Origin of the sequence: Hydrogenobaculum sp. (genome assembly GCF_049967395.1) — a bacterium.
Classification (GTDB): Bacteria; Aquificota; Aquificia; order Aquificales; family Aquificaceae; genus Hydrogenobaculum.
Map to the genome: position 1 here is coordinate 1 of NZ_JBMFST010000038.1, position 14,608 is coordinate 14,608.

General features: G+C 35.6%; 15 protein-coding genes and 1 tRNA gene. 6 read left to right on the forward strand and 10 right to left on the reverse strand.

Going from position 1 to position 14,608, the window contains the following annotated elements:
• Nucleotides 1-82 precede the first annotated feature (82 nt).
• Complete coding sequence (locus ACP5S8_RS06055) at nt 83-760, forward strand: helical membrane plugin domain-containing protein (protein ID WP_461876102.1); 678 nt, start codon at nt 83-85, stop codon at nt 758-760.
• A gap of 42 nt (nt 761-802) precedes the next feature.
• Here ACP5S8_RS06055 and ACP5S8_RS06060 read toward each other — a convergent pair whose 3' ends face one another.
• From ACP5S8_RS06060 to fbp, 7 genes are all read right to left on the reverse strand, one after another.
• Complete coding sequence (locus tag ACP5S8_RS06060) at nt 803-1,405, reverse strand: redoxin domain-containing protein (RefSeq protein WP_461870391.1); 603 nt, start codon at nt 1,403-1,405, stop codon at nt 803-805.
• A gap of 67 nt (nt 1,406-1,472) precedes the next feature.
• Nucleotides 1,473-1,616 (reverse strand): hypothetical protein, encoded by a 144-nt coding sequence (locus ACP5S8_RS06065; RefSeq protein ID WP_461870390.1) that lies wholly within the window; start codon nt 1,614-1,616, stop codon nt 1,473-1,475.
• On the reverse strand, nt 1,613-2,686 hold the full coding sequence (locus tag ACP5S8_RS06070; protein ID WP_461876103.1) for a type IV pilus twitching motility protein PilT: 1,074 nt from the start codon (nt 2,684-2,686) through the stop codon (nt 1,613-1,615). The genes ACP5S8_RS06065 and ACP5S8_RS06070 overlap by 4 nt, the downstream gene beginning before the upstream one ends.
• A gap of 21 nt (nt 2,687-2,707) precedes the next feature.
• Entirely contained in the window at nt 2,708-3,586 is an 879-nt protein-coding gene (locus tag ACP5S8_RS06075; protein ID WP_461876104.1) for a tyrosine-type recombinase/integrase, read from the reverse strand.
• Complete coding sequence (locus ACP5S8_RS06080) at nt 3,583-4,581, reverse strand: malate dehydrogenase (RefSeq protein ID WP_461870387.1); 999 nt, start codon at nt 4,579-4,581, stop codon at nt 3,583-3,585. Before ACP5S8_RS06080 ends, ACP5S8_RS06075 begins: the two co-directional genes overlap by 4 nt.
• A gap of 2 nt (nt 4,582-4,583) precedes the next feature.
• The gene (locus tag ACP5S8_RS06085; protein WP_461870386.1) at nt 4,584-6,551 is read right to left on the reverse strand and encodes an aconitate hydratase; all 1,968 of its coding nucleotides are present in this window, start codon (nt 6,549-6,551) and stop codon (nt 4,584-4,586) included.
• Nucleotides 6,552-6,569: 18 nt separating this feature from the next.
• Nucleotides 6,570-7,715, reverse strand: coding sequence for a fructose-1,6-bisphosphate aldolase/phosphatase (gene fbp, locus ACP5S8_RS06090; protein ID WP_461876105.1), 1,146 nt, complete (start codon nt 7,713-7,715; stop codon nt 6,570-6,572).
• 83 nt (nt 7,716-7,798) lie between these two features.
• Between fbp and ACP5S8_RS06095 the strand changes: the two genes are divergently transcribed.
• Nucleotides 7,799-8,326, forward strand: coding sequence for a phosphate-starvation-inducible PsiE family protein (locus tag ACP5S8_RS06095; protein ID WP_461870384.1), 528 nt, complete (start codon nt 7,799-7,801; stop codon nt 8,324-8,326).
• A 3-nt stretch (nt 8,327-8,329) separates the two neighbouring features.
• Here the strand turns inward: ACP5S8_RS06095 and ACP5S8_RS06100 are convergent, their stop codons facing one another.
• Nucleotides 8,330-8,752, reverse strand: a complete 423-nt coding sequence (locus ACP5S8_RS06100; protein WP_461876106.1) for a hypothetical protein — start codon at nt 8,750-8,752, stop codon at nt 8,330-8,332.
• Nucleotides 8,674-9,897, reverse strand: coding sequence for an MFS transporter (locus tag ACP5S8_RS06105; RefSeq protein ID WP_461876108.1), 1,224 nt, complete (start codon nt 9,895-9,897; stop codon nt 8,674-8,676). Before ACP5S8_RS06105 ends, ACP5S8_RS06100 begins: the two co-directional genes overlap by 79 nt.
• 111 nt (nt 9,898-10,008) lie before the next feature.
• On the opposite strand from ACP5S8_RS06105, the gene ACP5S8_RS06110 reads away from it, so the two are divergent.
• From ACP5S8_RS06110 to ACP5S8_RS06125, 4 genes are all read left to right on the forward strand, one after another.
• Nucleotides 10,009-10,080, forward strand: a tRNA-Val gene (locus tag ACP5S8_RS06110).
• 28 nt (nt 10,081-10,108) lie between these two features.
• Nucleotides 10,109-10,987 (forward strand): UTP--glucose-1-phosphate uridylyltransferase GalU, encoded by an 879-nt coding sequence (gene galU, locus ACP5S8_RS06115; RefSeq protein ID WP_461876109.1) that lies wholly within the window; start codon nt 10,109-10,111, stop codon nt 10,985-10,987.
• Nucleotides 10,974-12,869, forward strand: a complete 1,896-nt coding sequence (gene glgB / locus ACP5S8_RS06120; RefSeq protein WP_461871075.1) for a 1,4-alpha-glucan branching protein GlgB — start codon at nt 10,974-10,976, stop codon at nt 12,867-12,869. Before galU ends, glgB begins: the two co-directional genes overlap by 14 nt.
• Before the next feature lie 40 nt (nt 12,870-12,909).
• Nucleotides 12,910-13,041 carry a hypothetical protein gene (locus tag ACP5S8_RS06125; protein WP_461871076.1) on the forward strand — a complete coding sequence of 44 codons (132 nt, stop codon included), beginning with the start codon at nt 12,910-12,912 and terminating at the stop codon, nt 13,039-13,041.
• Here the strand turns inward: ACP5S8_RS06125 and ftsY are convergent.
• Nucleotides 13,038-14,429: a signal recognition particle-docking protein FtsY gene (gene ftsY, locus ACP5S8_RS06130; RefSeq protein ID WP_461876110.1), complete on the reverse strand. Its 1,392-nt coding sequence runs from the start codon at nt 14,427-14,429 to the stop codon at nt 13,038-13,040. The two genes, ACP5S8_RS06125 and ftsY, sit on opposite strands and share 4 nt — an antisense overlap.
• Nucleotides 14,430-14,608: the final 179 nt, after the last annotated feature.

A 14,608-nucleotide genomic window follows, 5' to 3' on the forward strand; every position in this document is an offset into this window, starting at 1 on the left:
AAGACAAGTGGATAAAACCCATAAAAGATTGGGATATTATAAGAAAACAACTTGAAATCCTTTATCCAGGAGTGATATACTAATGTTTAGTAAGAGAGTTTACACAATTGATGAAACGATCCCTACTATTATGATAGAGAGGATAGTGCATAATTTTTCAAAAATCCTAGAGTTAACAGATTATATATCCAATTCACCCCTTATAGAAGTATTAGAGAAAATAGCTAAAAATGCGGACTCGCTTAACAAATCAATAGATGCTATTATTGGATTTTCTAACGCTTTAGTGGTAATGGACAATGCTTTTACAGATTCTATGTTAGAAAGAATAGTGACTTTTATGGCAGAATTAGGTGAACTATCTGATGAAGTTAGATTGGCCGATTTAAAATCTATGATACCAATGTTGACCACTTTGGCTAAAGATGGAGGAATGGAAGCTCTTATAGATACGGCAAAGGCTTTAGTGACTATAAGAAATGCTCTTTCTGATTCTATGTTGGAAAGGGTTGCTTCTATAATTGTCGATACAATAGATTATTTTGCTTCTCTTAGAGCTCAAAGCATTGGTAGTTATTTGCTTGAATCTATTAATCAAACTACCAAAGAATTCTCACAGAAAGAACAAAAACCAAGCGTATTTGGCGTCTTAAAAGAGCTAAAAGACCCTCAAACACTACAAAGTATTATGTTTATGCTGACTTTGATAAAGAATATGCCTCAAGGCTTAGCCAAAGCTACCGGATGTCAAACTTGCTAACATTTTAAACACCGTCCCGCTAAGGGACGGGCATAGCAACCTTCAAGAGTTTAACGCTTCGTAAACTTTACCTACCAAAGCTTCTGATGGTTTTAAAGTCTTGGCACCTTCTTGCCATTTTGCTGGACAAGCTTCGTCTGGATGGCTCATGAGATATATGTTTGCTTTTATTTTTCTTAATAGTTCATCAGCGTTTCTTCCTACATTGTAGAAGTTTACTTCTGATGCTACCAATTTGCCTTCTGGATTTATGATAAAAGTGCCTCTTAATGCAAGGCCGGTGTTTTCATCATACACTGCGAAAAGCCTTGAAACTTTACCAGTAGGATCAGCTCCCATTTGGAATTTTATACCTTCCAAAAGTTTTTCATCTCTAGCCCAAGCTAAGTGCACATACTTTGTATCTGTGCTAACAGATACCAATTCCACACCATTTTTTTCGAGCTCATCTTGAATATTCTTGAGGTCAGCAAGTTCCGTGGGGCATACAAAAGTATAGTCAGCGGGATAGAAAAACAACACTGTCCATTTTTTGTTTGCCTTAGCCTCTGCTAAGCTAAATTTTCCAAAGGATCCAGTCTTTGGATTGTAGGTCTCCATTTCGAAATCTGGCACCATCATGCCAACATGAACATGTTCTGACATATTTCTTACCTCCTAAATAAGATTTATTATTAAATAATAATTATTTTAAATTGTAAAAACAATGATATTAATCAAATTCATCTTTTTTTTCAACGTTTTCTTTTTTTAAGCTTTTAACAAAAACAAAGCCTATTATGCCGAAAAACAATAGAAAAGCCCATACAACATTTATTAGAAATAACTTGGAATCTCCAGACAGATTTTGTATCATGTTATGCCTTGCATCTTTAATGCCATATCTTGAGGTTTAGATGCATGTAAAAGTGCTGTTTCCTTCGATATAATACCTTTGTTATACAGTTCCAACAAGTGCGTATCAAAATCCTGAGTACCATAGGCTGCTTTGTTGCGTCTTAAAAGCTCTGGTATTTCATCTAACCTTGTGGTATCCAACAATATATCTTTTACAGCACCTACGTTTAGAAGAATTTCTATCGCTGGAATTACTCCAGGTTTATCAACCCTTGGCAACAGCCTTTGGCTAAAAATAGCAACAAGAGAGCCTGCTAGCATAAGCTTTATTTGTTCCCTCATCTCCAGCGGAAACATGCCTATAAATCTATTTATGGTTTCTTTTGCATCTATTGTATGAAGTGTAGAAAAAACAAGATGTCCAGTTTCAGCAGCTTGAAGGGCTATGAGAGCGGTTTCTGTGTCCCTTATTTCACCTACAAGTATTACATCTGGATCTTCTCTTAAAGCTGCTCTTAGACCACTTTGGAAAGACATGGTGTCAAGCCCAACTTCCCTTTGAACTATAAAGGATTTTTTATCTTTATAAACATATTCTATTGGGTCTTCTATGGTTATAATAGTTCTATCGTAAACTTCGTTTATCCTATCGATTAACGATGCAAGCGTCGTAGATTTACCGCTACCAGTGGGTCCTGTTACCAATATAATACCTTTTGTATACTTTAATACAACATCTTGCATTACCTTTGGTAAGTTTATCTCTTCCGGATGGGGTATAAAGTTTGATAATACCCTTAGAGCTATGGCTGTATACCCTTTTTGCTTGTATATGTTGACCCTATATCTTGAAAAATCTGTTTCGTAAGATATGTCTATTTCTCCTTTTTCTTGAAATTCGTTTAGTTTATTGGGATACTTCTTAGTAAGCTCTTGCACGATATTTTGCATATCCTGTTCTGTAATTACCTGCAAAGACTCCTCTTGATATAGTTTTTTGTGGGCTCTAAAAAACGGTTTCGCACCTACTTTTAGGTGAATATCCGAAACCGAAGCTTCTTTGGCTTTTGATAATATATCTAAAAGCATAATAAATATTATACCATAGTGTTAGTTGCTGCCAAAAAGCTTGTTAACAAGTTCTTGGGCTCTTTTCTGTGAAAATTTATAATATGTATCTATTGTGGTTTTAATATCAGAATGCCCGACAAACTCTTTTACAATTTCTGCTGAAAATCCATAGTTTACCAAATTCGTAATATAAGTGTGCCGAAAGCTATGAATGCTAAAATCTATATTCAGTCTTTTGGATAATCTATCTGTATATACTTGCAAAACCCCTCTTTTAACTCTAAAGTTGTCTTCAAAGTTTCCTATCCATTCATATATTTGCAGTCCAATCTCTATGGTTTTATCCTTGTTAAAGCTTATAACTGGAGTTATGCGTGGTTTGTTTCTTTTTGTCATGTTGGCGTCCAATCTTATCCAAAGAATATTTGATTTATCTAAAAAAAAGTTGTCTGGTCTTAATTTTTCAAATTCTATAAGCCTTATACCGCTGTTGAGGAAAAGGTTGTATATTTTATAGTATTTAGTGCCTTTAACCGCTTTAAATATTTTTTCTAGTTCATCTTCGGATAGAGCTTTAGGTGGATATTTTTGTTTTTTCATATTTAAATCTTCTCTAACTTCTTCTATAGCTTTTAATATATCGTTGTAATTTTCCTCTGATAAAATATTTCTTCTATAAGCAAATTTAATATAATGTTTTAAGGCACTAAAAATAGCCAACATTGTTTGCGGAGACAAGGAAGCATAATCTACAAAACGATAAATATCCTTTGATACTATATTTGACAGATCTTCTTCGGTTTCTAAGTTTTTGGAAACAACATGCGAAAACGTTTTTATATGATTTATATAAGAATTTCTTGTGAAAGCACTCCTCGTCCTCTCTAAATGTTTTATCCAAGCATCTATTATACTCATATATACTTGCTTACAAATTCGTCTGCTATAGCTATATTTTTCTTTACCGATGCTACAGACTTTTTCCAAAGCTCTCTTTCAAAATCTGTCATTGGTACTTTCACAATTTTTTCAACTCCATTTTCACCAAGTTTTACAGGCACGCCTACACACAAGTTTTCAGCCTCATAATATTTAGAAGCTTCTTCATCTAAAAGCACAGAGCATGTTAAAACCCTTTTTGCATTTAACGCTACAGATTCTATCATCTCAACCACTGAAGCCGCTGGAGCATGATAAGCTGAAGTACCCATATAATCTACTATCTCACCGCCTCCAAACCTAGTTCTCTCTACTAGCTCTTTTATCTTTTTCTCATCGATTAAAGTTGATATAGGTATACCACCTACGTTTGAAACGCTTACCAAAGGTACCATCTCGTCTCCATGACCACCTATTACATAAGCATGCACGTCCTTTGGAGATACGTTCAGCTCTAAAGATATAAACGTTCTAAACCTTGACGAGTCAAGCACACCAGCCATTCCTATTACTCTTTTTCTATCGCATCCAAGCAATTTGTATACCGCATAAGTCATTATATCTACAGGATTTGTAACAACTATCACTATAGAATTTTTGGCGTATTTTTTAATCTGTTCTGATATTGTATTCATTATAGATATATTTATACCAAGAAGATCATCCCTGGACATGCCGGGCTTCCTGGGAAACCCAGCCGTTATTACCACTATGTCAGAACCATCCAACGCCTCGTAACCGTTTCCGTTTTGATCTACTACAAAACCATTTATATCCGTGTCTATTCCAAGAGCGCATGCCATTTGGAGCATATCAAGAGCTTTGCCTTTTACATGAGCGTACAGTTTCTCCCCATCTTTCTTTGGCAAATCAAAAAGCCTTATGTTTACAGCACCTTTAAGCACCAAAAGAGATGCTATGTGTTCTCCTACGTTCCCTGCACCTATGATAGAAACAGTTTTCTTGTGCCCCATGCTTATCTCCTATTCTTGGATTTTATATATCTTAAAAGCCCACCACCAAGAAGTATTTCTTTTTGTTTTGGCGTTAGATTGTAAGTTACTTCAATTTCCTCGCCGGTGGTCAGGTTTCTTACTTTCACAGGTTTACCTTCTTCTATTGACTTTCTTATATCTACTATCTCTATCTCGTCATTAAGTGAAAATTTATCGTAATCGCTTTTGTTAATAAACTCCAAAGGTGCTATACCAAAATTAACAAGATTGGCGTGATGTATCCTTGCAAAGGATTTGGCTATAACAGCCCTAACACCTAAAAATCTAGGCGCTAAAGCGGCGTGCTCTCTGGAAGATCCTTGCCCATAATTCTCACCACCTACTATGACACTTTCGTACCCTTGTTCTTTGTTTTGTTTTGTGCGTTTAACAAATTCAGGATCAACGAGATAATAAACGTATTCGGATATAGCGTATATGTTTGAGCGAAGTGGTAGTATTTGAGCCCCTGCTGGCATGATGTGGTCTGTGGTTATATTGTCTGTAACTTTTATTGCTACTTTAGCCTTTACATTGTCTCCAAAGGGATCAAAGTCTGGAAGAGGTTTTATGTTTGGTCCTCTATATATCTCTACTTTTTTTGCTTCTTCTTCTGGTAGTGGTGGTATTATGGCTTCGTCCCCATAGGGAAATTTTTCTGGCATTTCTACTTTTTTATACTGTATGTTTCTTTCCTTTGCTAACTTTCTTGGGTCTTTTATAACACCAGCTATAGCAGAGGCGGTACATACTTCTGGAGAAGCTAAATATACACTAGCGTCTTTGGTACCAGAACGTCCTTCAAAGTTTCTGTTGAAGCTTCTAACAGACACACCTCCTGAAGGCGGTGCATATCCCATACCTATACAAGGGCCACATCCACTTTCCAATATTCTAGCCCCAGCTTTCAAAAAATCTAACAATATGCCTGTTTGAGTTGCATATTCGAGAGCCTGCTTTGAACCAGGGGAAACGGCAAAAATAGTATCATCGTTTACTTTTTGCCCTTTTAAAAGCAACGATGCTCTTGTTAAATCAGCAAAGGAAGAATTGGTACAAGAACCTATTGCAACTTGATCTACTGGTATTCCCTCTACTTCACTGACCTTTTTTACATTGTCGGGTGAATGAGGACATGCTATCAAAGGCTCTAGCTCAGAAAGGTTTATAGTTATTACCTCGTCGTATTCTACATCTTTATCCGGTAGTATCTCCACAAAATCAGATTCTCTTCCCTGGGCTTTTAAAAATAGTCTCGTTTGCTCGTCAGATGGGAATATTGATGTGGTAGCTCCAAGCTCAGCTCCCATGTTTGTAATAGTTGCTCTCTCTGGGACCGTCAACGTCTTTACGCCTTCACCAAAATATTCAAAGATTTTACCAACACCGCCCTTTACTGTTAATCTTCTTAAAAGCTCCAAAATTATATCTTTTGCGCTTACCCACTCTTGCAACGATCCTATAAGCTCAACACCAACTATTTTAGGCATTTTTAAAGTAAATGGCTCTCCAGCTATAGCAGCAGCCACATCAAGGCCACCAGCACCTATAGCTATCATTCCTACTCCACCGCTCGTTGGAGTATGAGAATCAGAGCCTATTAGAGTTTTCCCTGGCTTTGCAAATCTTTCAACATGTACTTGATGACATATCCCGTTCCCTGGCTTAGAAAGATAAAGACCATACCTTTTAGCAACGCTTATAAGGTATTTGTGATCGTCTGGATTTTTGAAGTCCGTTTGAAGCATGTTGTGATCTATATAACTAACAGACAATTCTGTCTTTGCCCTATCTACACCCATGGCTTCAAACTGCAAATAAGCCATGGTGCCTGTGGCATCTTGAGTTAAAGTTTGGTCTATCTTTATAGCTATTTCTTCACCAGGTATAAGCTTTCCACTTACCAAATGGTTTTCTAAAATTTTATATGCTACTGTACCTTTTGCCATACGCTATATTATTCCTCCTTAATCCATATCTTCTTTTACTAGCATGTTTGATTTATCGTTGCTTACGTTGTTGTCAACGTCAAAAAATCTTGAACTCAATTTTTCTATAACTTTTGGTAAAGTAGTATATTCCATTTCTTCGCTTGGCAATCTATGGGGTTCAAAAATGCCTTGTCTTCTTAGTATGTTTGCTATATCAGAAGCTACTTTTCTAGCATAATCATAAGCTTTGTCTTTAAACATGTCCCTTGGACCTACCAACATACCGTTGGCTATTTGAAAACCAGCAGCTATCACCCTTGGTGGACCGTCAAACCTTGATGGCGTGGCATCTTCAAAACCGACAGGCATAATTGGTCCATTGTGAGAACCGCGCATCCATCCCTCTACTATCCAAGGCCTTGCAAAAGGCTCTAGAGCTTCACCTACCGCCGGAAAACCGCTTTGAGTACGTACAATCATAACTGGATCGTCTTTTCCTACATATTGGCCAGCTATTAAAGACAACTTTTGAATAGACGCGACGGCAGCTATTTCACCGTCTATGTTTCTATGCACCTCTTTAACCACATATTTTGATGCTGAACTGATAAGAGCCAACAAATCGTAAAGCTCTGACGGTGCGCTTAGCTTAACGGCTTTTCCAGTGTAAACGTCCAACACAGTAAAGGTAAAACCTTCGTGCATTTTTGGGTCTATAACAAGACCAGCGGTATTCATTGGGCTAGCAAACATCTCGTAAAGGGCAAGATTCCAAGCGCTAGGGGACGTTTTGTCTGCAAAATATACTATAACAGGTTCTGATGGCCTTTCTTCAAACTCCATTTCGGCAACACCAGGACCTAAACCTTTTATATTCCCACTAAAAGCGTCTGTCAACAAATCCTGACCAGCACCATAAAGTTTTAGCTTTTTTGCCACTTCAGTTCCAGCGCTGAAGGCATCCCATGCCAACTTATGTATTTTCTCGCTGTCAACACCATGTTGATGAGTCATAACAAGAGCTATGTCATCTCCGCAGGTAAGGACTTTTAAATCTATGATAAGATTACCTACAAACTTTCTAGCATATTCTTCTGTTGCTTTTACAACATCTGGATGGGTACAAGAATGACCCACATATCCTCCAATATCAGCTTTGATAACGCTTAAGGTTATTTTCATGGCTTTTCCTCCTTAAAGGTTTGTTATATATATTTTAATATATTTTCCAGCTTTTAAAATAAGAAATTTTATATAATAATTTTATGAAAAGCCTAAAAACTCTACATAAAACTTATAGAGCCCTGCTAGAACCTCATAAACTACACGATAAACTTGGAGATTTGTTTGAATTTTTTGAAGACGCTATCATCGTATCTTTGACATTGTTGCTATTTTATTTAAGTGTTCTCGCTATTATAGATATCGGTAGATATATGATATATGATAAATACTCATTCTCTAAGATACTTCCAAAGTTTACGTATCTTTTTATATTGGCAGAGCTTTTCAGGCTTATGATAGTGTATTTGAAAGAAAGGCGCCTTGATACAGCGCTTATTATAAAAACAACTATTATAGCTGTATTAAGAGAGCTTTTGATAAGGGCACCTTATATGCATATAGATGATTACATAGGTATTAGTATACTCCTTTCAGTCTTAGCTCTTATGTATTACTTGCCTAAGTATTTCTTTGTGAAAGATATTAGAAAGGGATATTATAAACGCTTTAAAGTATACAAGAAGGGGAAAAATTATATAATCAAATCAGAACCTATAGAAGAGGGATAGAAACTAAAATTTGCCATTTGAGAATTCAGCCTTATAAATTTTGTCATTCTTGTCTACCCAAAAATTTGCATAAAACTTCCTTTCTTCAACTTCTGGCGGAAAACAATCTACAGCTCCAAAATAATAAGAATAACCAGTGCAAGTGGATGGATACACATACCTTTTTACAAATATATAACTAAATATACGAGAGCCGTTTTTTAACTTAACAACGCTTGATGGCGGGCCAAATTCTTCAATAAGCTTACTTAAATCAGCGCCTACCAATGAGCTTACTTTAGATGAAACATAATAGTCATAGGTGTCGGTGCTACTGGCACAAGAAAACAAAAATAGTGCAGAAACTATTAATAGAGTCCAGGCGGTTCTAGAAACTCTTCTTCCACTTCTTTTGAGCTTCTTGGTATCTTTATTGAACTTAACCATTTATAAGTTAATATAAGCCAGATTGTTCCTATTGCAACATCAACTATAGACATAGTTTTTGGGCTTGTGAGAAAGATACCGCCAAAAAGACCTCCCAAAAAAGCGCCAACAAACTGATTCATATTGTAAAAGCCCATTGAAAGCCCTCTCAAATCCTTATGGGTTAACTTTGTCAAAAGAGACGGCATAATAGGTTCTAGCAAGAAAAATCCAATAAAGAAAAACATTATCAACAAAGCGCCAGCTAACACTCCCCTAAATACGAAAAACAATGTAAAACCAACTATCAAAGCAAAAATCGCCGTTAGAAAAACTTCCTTCATCTTAGCTTTTCTTTCTGCAACTATAGTGGCTGGTACCATTATAACTAACGCTAAAAATACTGTAGGTAAATACACTATCCAATGATGAGATTTTGGAAAACCATGTTTTATAAAATAAATGGGTACCACCGTAAATACAGAAACTAAAAAATAATGAGCTATGGTTACTGAAGTGTTTAACATTATTTGATTTTTATCCTTCATAAGCTTTAAGATATTTTTCAAAGACGGATGTATTTCTCTATCTTTCGCGTGTACTTTTGGCTCCTTTATAAAAAGCAAAATATATAACATCGCCACGAAAGATAGTATACCTGTAATATAAAACATCATAGGAACACCTAAATAATGAGCCATAATAGGAGCTACTACTATAGAAAAGGCAAAAACCATACCTATTGCTGCTCCTATATGAGCAAAAGCTTGTGTTCTTACCTCTTCTCGGGTGAGGTCTGCTGCTAAAGAAGATAAAGCTGAAGAGACAGCCCCAAACCCTTGGACAAACCTAGCTAACACCAGTTCTATAGCTGTATGGGCAAAACCAGCCCAAAAGCTTCCAAGTACGTAGGTTAGCATACCTATCGTTATAATAGGTTTTCTACCGTATTTATCAGATAGATAACCAAATGGAATTTGCAGAAACGCTTGAGCAAAACCATATGTACCAAACGCCAATCCTACGAGCATTGCCGTAGAACCTGGTAAGCTCTTTGCGTAAGGAGATAAAACTGGTAAAAGTAAGAAAAGCCCCAGCATTCTTACTGATATAGCAAATGTTATTCCTAATACCGCTTTTTTCTCTTCTTTGGTAAAACCTTTCATATAAGGATATTATAATAACAAATTATAAAAACTTCATAATAAATGATACTCATCATGCACTTTTAAAAGTTGTGCAAACTTTTTTATTTTATGTTATTATATTTTTAGTTAAGGTGAGTAGCTCAGTGGGAGAGCGACGCCCTTACAAGGCGTAGGTCGCAGGTTCGACCCCTGTCTCACCTATTTTAAACAACACTAAGGGGACAAGCATATGGATGTTAGGAAAGCCGTTATACCTTCTGCTGGGTGGGGCACAAGGTTTTTACCAGCTACTAAGGCAATGCCAAAAGAAATGTTCCCCATAATAGATAAACCAGTTATCCAGTTTATTGTAGAAGAGCTTTTGATGAGCAATATAGAAAACATAGTGTTTGTAACCGGAAGGCACAAAAGACCTTTGGAGCATCATTTTGATGTAAATACAGATTTGGAGATTTTTTTAGAAAAAAACAACAAGAAGGATCTACTTGAAAACATAAAAACGGTATCTCATTTGATAAATCCAATATATATAAGACAAAAAGAACAGCTTGGTCTTGGGCATGCTGTCTTAACAGCAGAACCTGTAGTAGGCGCAGAACCTTTTATTGTCTCTCTCGGAGATATAGTAATTCAGACAGATGTAAACATCATCTCGGAAATGAAAAACCTTTACAAAAAATTTGGCAAAAGTATAGTTGCAGTTTATGAAGTTCCAAGAGAAGAAGTATATAAATACGGCATAGTATCTGGAAAAGAAATAGAAGATGATATATTTCTGATAGAAAATATGGTGGAGAAGCCAGATGTAGAAACATCTCCTTCAAATCTGGCTATCTTAGGAAGATATCTTTTTACGCCTACTATTTTTGAGAAGCTTAAAAATACAAAACCTGGTAAAGGCGGAGAAATCCAGCTTACTGATGCTATGAAAATGCTGTTGGAAGACGAGGCTGTTTACGCTTATAAAGTTAAGGCAAGAGTATATGACACGGGTAACAAGCTGGATTATTTAAAAACTATAGTTGAATTTGCTTTACAAAGAGAGGACCTAAAAGACGAGTTTTTTAGCTTTTTAGAAGATATAGTAAAAAATAATGGCTTATTATAAATACAACCACGATATAAGCCTATTAACTGAAGAAGACCTGTATCTTTTTAACGAAGGCACCCATTACCACCTTTATGAAAAACTTGGGGCTCATGTGCTAAAAGATGGAGTATACTTTGCTGTGTGGGCTCCAAATGCAAAAGAAGTTTATGTAGAGGGTAGTTTTAACTTTTGGAATAAAAAAGAATACCCTTTAAGGCCAAAAGGAAGCTCTGGAATATGGGAAATTTTCATAGAAGGACTTCAAACTTATGAACTTTACAAGTATTATATAGTTTCAAACTTAGGTTATGAGTTAGAGAAAAGAGACCCATTTGCATTTTACACTGAAATCCCACCAAAAAGCGCCGGTATAATTTATGATATATCTGGATACCAATGGAAAGATGAGTCATGGCTTTTAAAAAGAAGACAATTAAACCACTATAAAGAACCTATAAGTATATATGAAGTACACCTTGGTTCTTGGAGAAGGACTTTAGAAAATAATTTTCTATCCTATAAAGATATAGCACATCAGCTTGTAGAGTATGTCAAAAACATGGGTTTTACTCACGTGGAATTTTTACCTATTATGGAACATCCTTTTTACGGGTCTTGGGGATATCAAACACTTTCTTATTTTGCTCCAACCTCTAGGTATGGGGAGCCAAAAGATTTTATGTATCTTGTAGACTTGTTACATCAAAACGATATAGGTGTAATACTTGATTGGGTACCATCTCACTTTGCCACGGACGATTACGGCCTTTCTTTCTTTGACGGGACGCATCTTTATGAGCATATGGATAGAAGGAAGGGGTATCATCCTGACTGGGGAAGCTATATATTTAACTACGGAAGACACGAAGTTAGAGCGTTTTTAATAAGCAGTGCAAATTTTTGGTTTGATAAATATCATGTAGATGGCATTAGGGTGGATGCCGTTGCTTCTATGCTTTATCTCGATTATTCGAGAAAAGAGGGCGAATGGGAACCAAATATTTACGGTGGTAAAGAAAACTTAGAAGCTATTGATTTTCTAAGAAAATTAAATGAAGCGGTATATATCTTTAATCCAGGAATATTTACAGTAGCAGAAGAATCAACAGCTTGGCCCATGGTTACCAAACCTACTTACATAGGCGGGCTTGGATTTGGTTTCAAATGGGATATGGGGTGGATGCACGATACTTTGAGATATTTTTCTAAAGACCCAATACATAGAAAATATCATCAACAAGATATAACGTTTAGAATGCTTTACGCTTTTAACGAAAACTTCATATTACCACTCTCCCACGACGAGGTGGTGCACGGAAAGGGTTCACTAATCGGTAAGATGCCTGGTGATTACTGGCAAAAATTTGCAAATTTGCGACTGTTGCTATCTTATATGTATGCGAGCTCTGGTAAAAAACTTCTTTTTATGGGAAATGAGTTTGGCCAATTTGACGAGTGGAACCATGATAAAAGTTTGGATTGGCACCTTCTAGAGTTTGATTCGCATAAAGGTGTACAAAATTTGGTAAAAGATTTAAACAAGATTTATAAAAACGAGATAGCTTTACACGAATTAGATCATGATCAAGAAGGTTTTGAATGGGTTGATTTTCAAGATGTAGAGCAGTCTATTTTTTCGTTTTTAAGAAAAGCCAAAAACGGTGACTTTGTGCTATGCATATTTAACGCTACGCCTGTTCCAAGACATCATTACAAAGTAGGTGTTCCAAAACCGGGCTTTTATAAAGAAATATTAAATTCAGACTCTATCTACTATTGGGGTTCTAACGTTGGAAACGATGGATTTATAGAAGCTAAAAACGAACCCTGGCATAAGTTTAACTTTTCTATAAGTTTAACGCTCCCGCCGTTAGGAGCGCTATTTTTAAAATTAGCTTGATTTTATATAGATTTTATATTGATAGTATAAAATATCTTCAATGAACAACCTAGGTTTTCTTCATTTTGAGGGTTTAGGAGCTGTTGTATTGGTTGTTATAGTAATAGCTGTAGCGGGAGCTCTTGTATTGGCACAAAAACTTGATAAAGACGAAGAAGAGGAAGTAGACTAACTTAGTAGAGCGTCTACAAACGTTTCCGGATCAAAAGGATCTAAATCTTCCATTCTTTCGCCATCAGCTGTCATATATATTGGTAGCGCTAAATCTTTACATATAGAAATAACACTTCCACCTTTGGAAGTACCATCTAATTTTGTTATCACTAAACCGTTTATATCTACAGCCTCTTTAAATATTTTTGCTTGAGATATAGAGTTTTGGCCTATAGTAGAATCTATAACCAACAAAGCTTTGTGAGGGGCTTTTTCATAAGCTTTTTGAATAGACTTTTTAATTTTTCTAAGTTCATTTATAAGTGGCTCTTTCGTATGCAATCTTCCCGCCGTATCTATGATTACTACATCATAGTTTTCTTCCAAGCCTTTTTTAGTAGCTTCAAAAGCCACTGACGCTGGATCAGAACCTTCTTGTTTTTTAACTATGTCTACTTGAGCCCTCTGAGCCCATACTTCCAACTGCTCTATGGCAGCAGCTCTAAAGGTATCTGCTGCTCCAAGAAGCACTTTCTTGTTTTGAGCCTTGTATATGCTAGCCAATTTTCCTATCGTAGTAGTTTTGCCAGATCCGTTAACACCTAAGAACAATATAACAAACGGTTTTTCTTTTTCATTTAAAAGCTCGAAAAATAAATCTTTATTACCACAATTTTTTATAATGCTTAAAAGCTCTTCTTTTAAGAGTGGTTTGAGTTGCTCTGCTGTCTGCAAATTGCGTTTTATAGCTTCTTTTTTGAGATTTTCTACAATATTTAAAACAAGCTTAACGTTTATATCTGCTCTTATTAGCTTCTCCTCCAGTTCTTCAAAAAGCTCTTCGTCTATTTTTCTATTTATGAAAATAGTGTTTAACAAAATGGTGTCTTTTGTTTTTTTGAGGGTTTTGCTTATTTTTTCAAATAGACTTTCTTTTGGTATATCTACTATTCCTAATATTTTTTTGAGGTCAAATAAAAGCTCTTCTACTTCTTTTTTCTTATCGTAAGGGACTATTTGATAAGCTCTATTGATAAATTCTAAAGCATTTTGGTAATTCCCTATGTGTTTGTACAAAAGCCCTACTTTATATAAGCTGTTGAAATCTCCTATTTTTAAATATTCCTCTATAGCTTTTGTAATATATCCAGACTCTTCGTATACCAAAGCCCTTTCTGGAGCCCTGCCTACATCTTTATACTTTTCTATAAGCGTGTAGGCTTTGTAATATTCATTATTTTTTAAGTATAAATCAAATAGTATTTTTCTTAGTTCTTCGTTGTCTTTAAATTTTTCTAATATAGATTCTGCTTTAGAAGTTTTGCCGCTTTTTATAAGCTCTAATATAGCTTCTTTAGACCCTTCCTCTGCTTTTTTCTCAGTATCCGACTTTTTCCAAAAAAACATATTTATATATTCTATACGAAAGTGAGAGCTTTATCAACTAATTTGCTTTTACATTTATGCAGTTATTGCATACTCCGTATAGAAAAACCTCTACATTTGCAACTCTAGCTATATTATCATTTTTGATGCCGTTTAGATTGACAGATATAGGTTCCATATCATAGATACTACCACAGTGC

What these genes read in the sequence shown, in the direction of transcription:
- ACP5S8_RS06055 (WP_461876102.1), top strand. Translation starts at nt 83, where the DNA reads ATGTTTAGTAAGAGAGTTTACACAATTGATGAAACGATCCCTACTATT.
- ACP5S8_RS06060 (WP_461870391.1), bottom strand. Translation starts at nt 1,405, where the DNA reads ATGTCAGAACATGTTCATGTTGGCATGATGGTGCCAGATTTCGAAATG.
- ACP5S8_RS06065 (WP_461870390.1), bottom strand. Translation starts at nt 1,616, where the DNA reads ATGATACAAAATCTGTCTGGAGATTCCAAGTTATTTCTAATAAATGTT.
- ACP5S8_RS06070 (WP_461876103.1), bottom strand. Translation starts at nt 2,686, where the DNA reads ATGCTTTTAGATATATTATCAAAAGCCAAAGAAGCTTCGGTTTCGGAT.
- ACP5S8_RS06075 (WP_461876104.1), bottom strand. Translation starts at nt 3,586, where the DNA reads ATGAGTATAATAGATGCTTGGATAAAACATTTAGAGAGGACGAGGAGT.
- ACP5S8_RS06080 (WP_461870387.1), bottom strand. Translation starts at nt 4,581, where the DNA reads ATGGGGCACAAGAAAACTGTTTCTATCATAGGTGCAGGGAACGTAGGA.
- ACP5S8_RS06085 (WP_461870386.1), bottom strand. Translation starts at nt 6,551, where the DNA reads ATGGCAAAAGGTACAGTAGCATATAAAATTTTAGAAAACCATTTGGTA.
- fbp (WP_461876105.1), bottom strand. Translation starts at nt 7,715, where the DNA reads ATGAAAATAACCTTAAGCGTTATCAAAGCTGATATTGGAGGATATGTG.
- ACP5S8_RS06095 (WP_461870384.1), top strand. Translation starts at nt 7,799, where the DNA reads ATGAAAAGCCTAAAAACTCTACATAAAACTTATAGAGCCCTGCTAGAA.
- ACP5S8_RS06100 (WP_461876106.1), bottom strand. Translation starts at nt 8,752, where the DNA reads ATGGTTAAGTTCAATAAAGATACCAAGAAGCTCAAAAGAAGTGGAAGA.
- ACP5S8_RS06105 (WP_461876108.1), bottom strand. Translation starts at nt 9,897, where the DNA reads ATGAAAGGTTTTACCAAAGAAGAGAAAAAAGCGGTATTAGGAATAACA.
- galU (WP_461876109.1), top strand. Translation starts at nt 10,109, where the DNA reads ATGGATGTTAGGAAAGCCGTTATACCTTCTGCTGGGTGGGGCACAAGG.
- glgB (WP_461871075.1), top strand. Translation starts at nt 10,974, where the DNA reads ATGGCTTATTATAAATACAACCACGATATAAGCCTATTAACTGAAGAA.
- ACP5S8_RS06125 (WP_461871076.1), top strand. Translation starts at nt 12,910, where the DNA reads ATGAACAACCTAGGTTTTCTTCATTTTGAGGGTTTAGGAGCTGTTGTA.
- ftsY (WP_461876110.1), bottom strand. Translation starts at nt 14,429, where the DNA reads ATGTTTTTTTGGAAAAAGTCGGATACTGAGAAAAAAGCAGAGGAAGGG.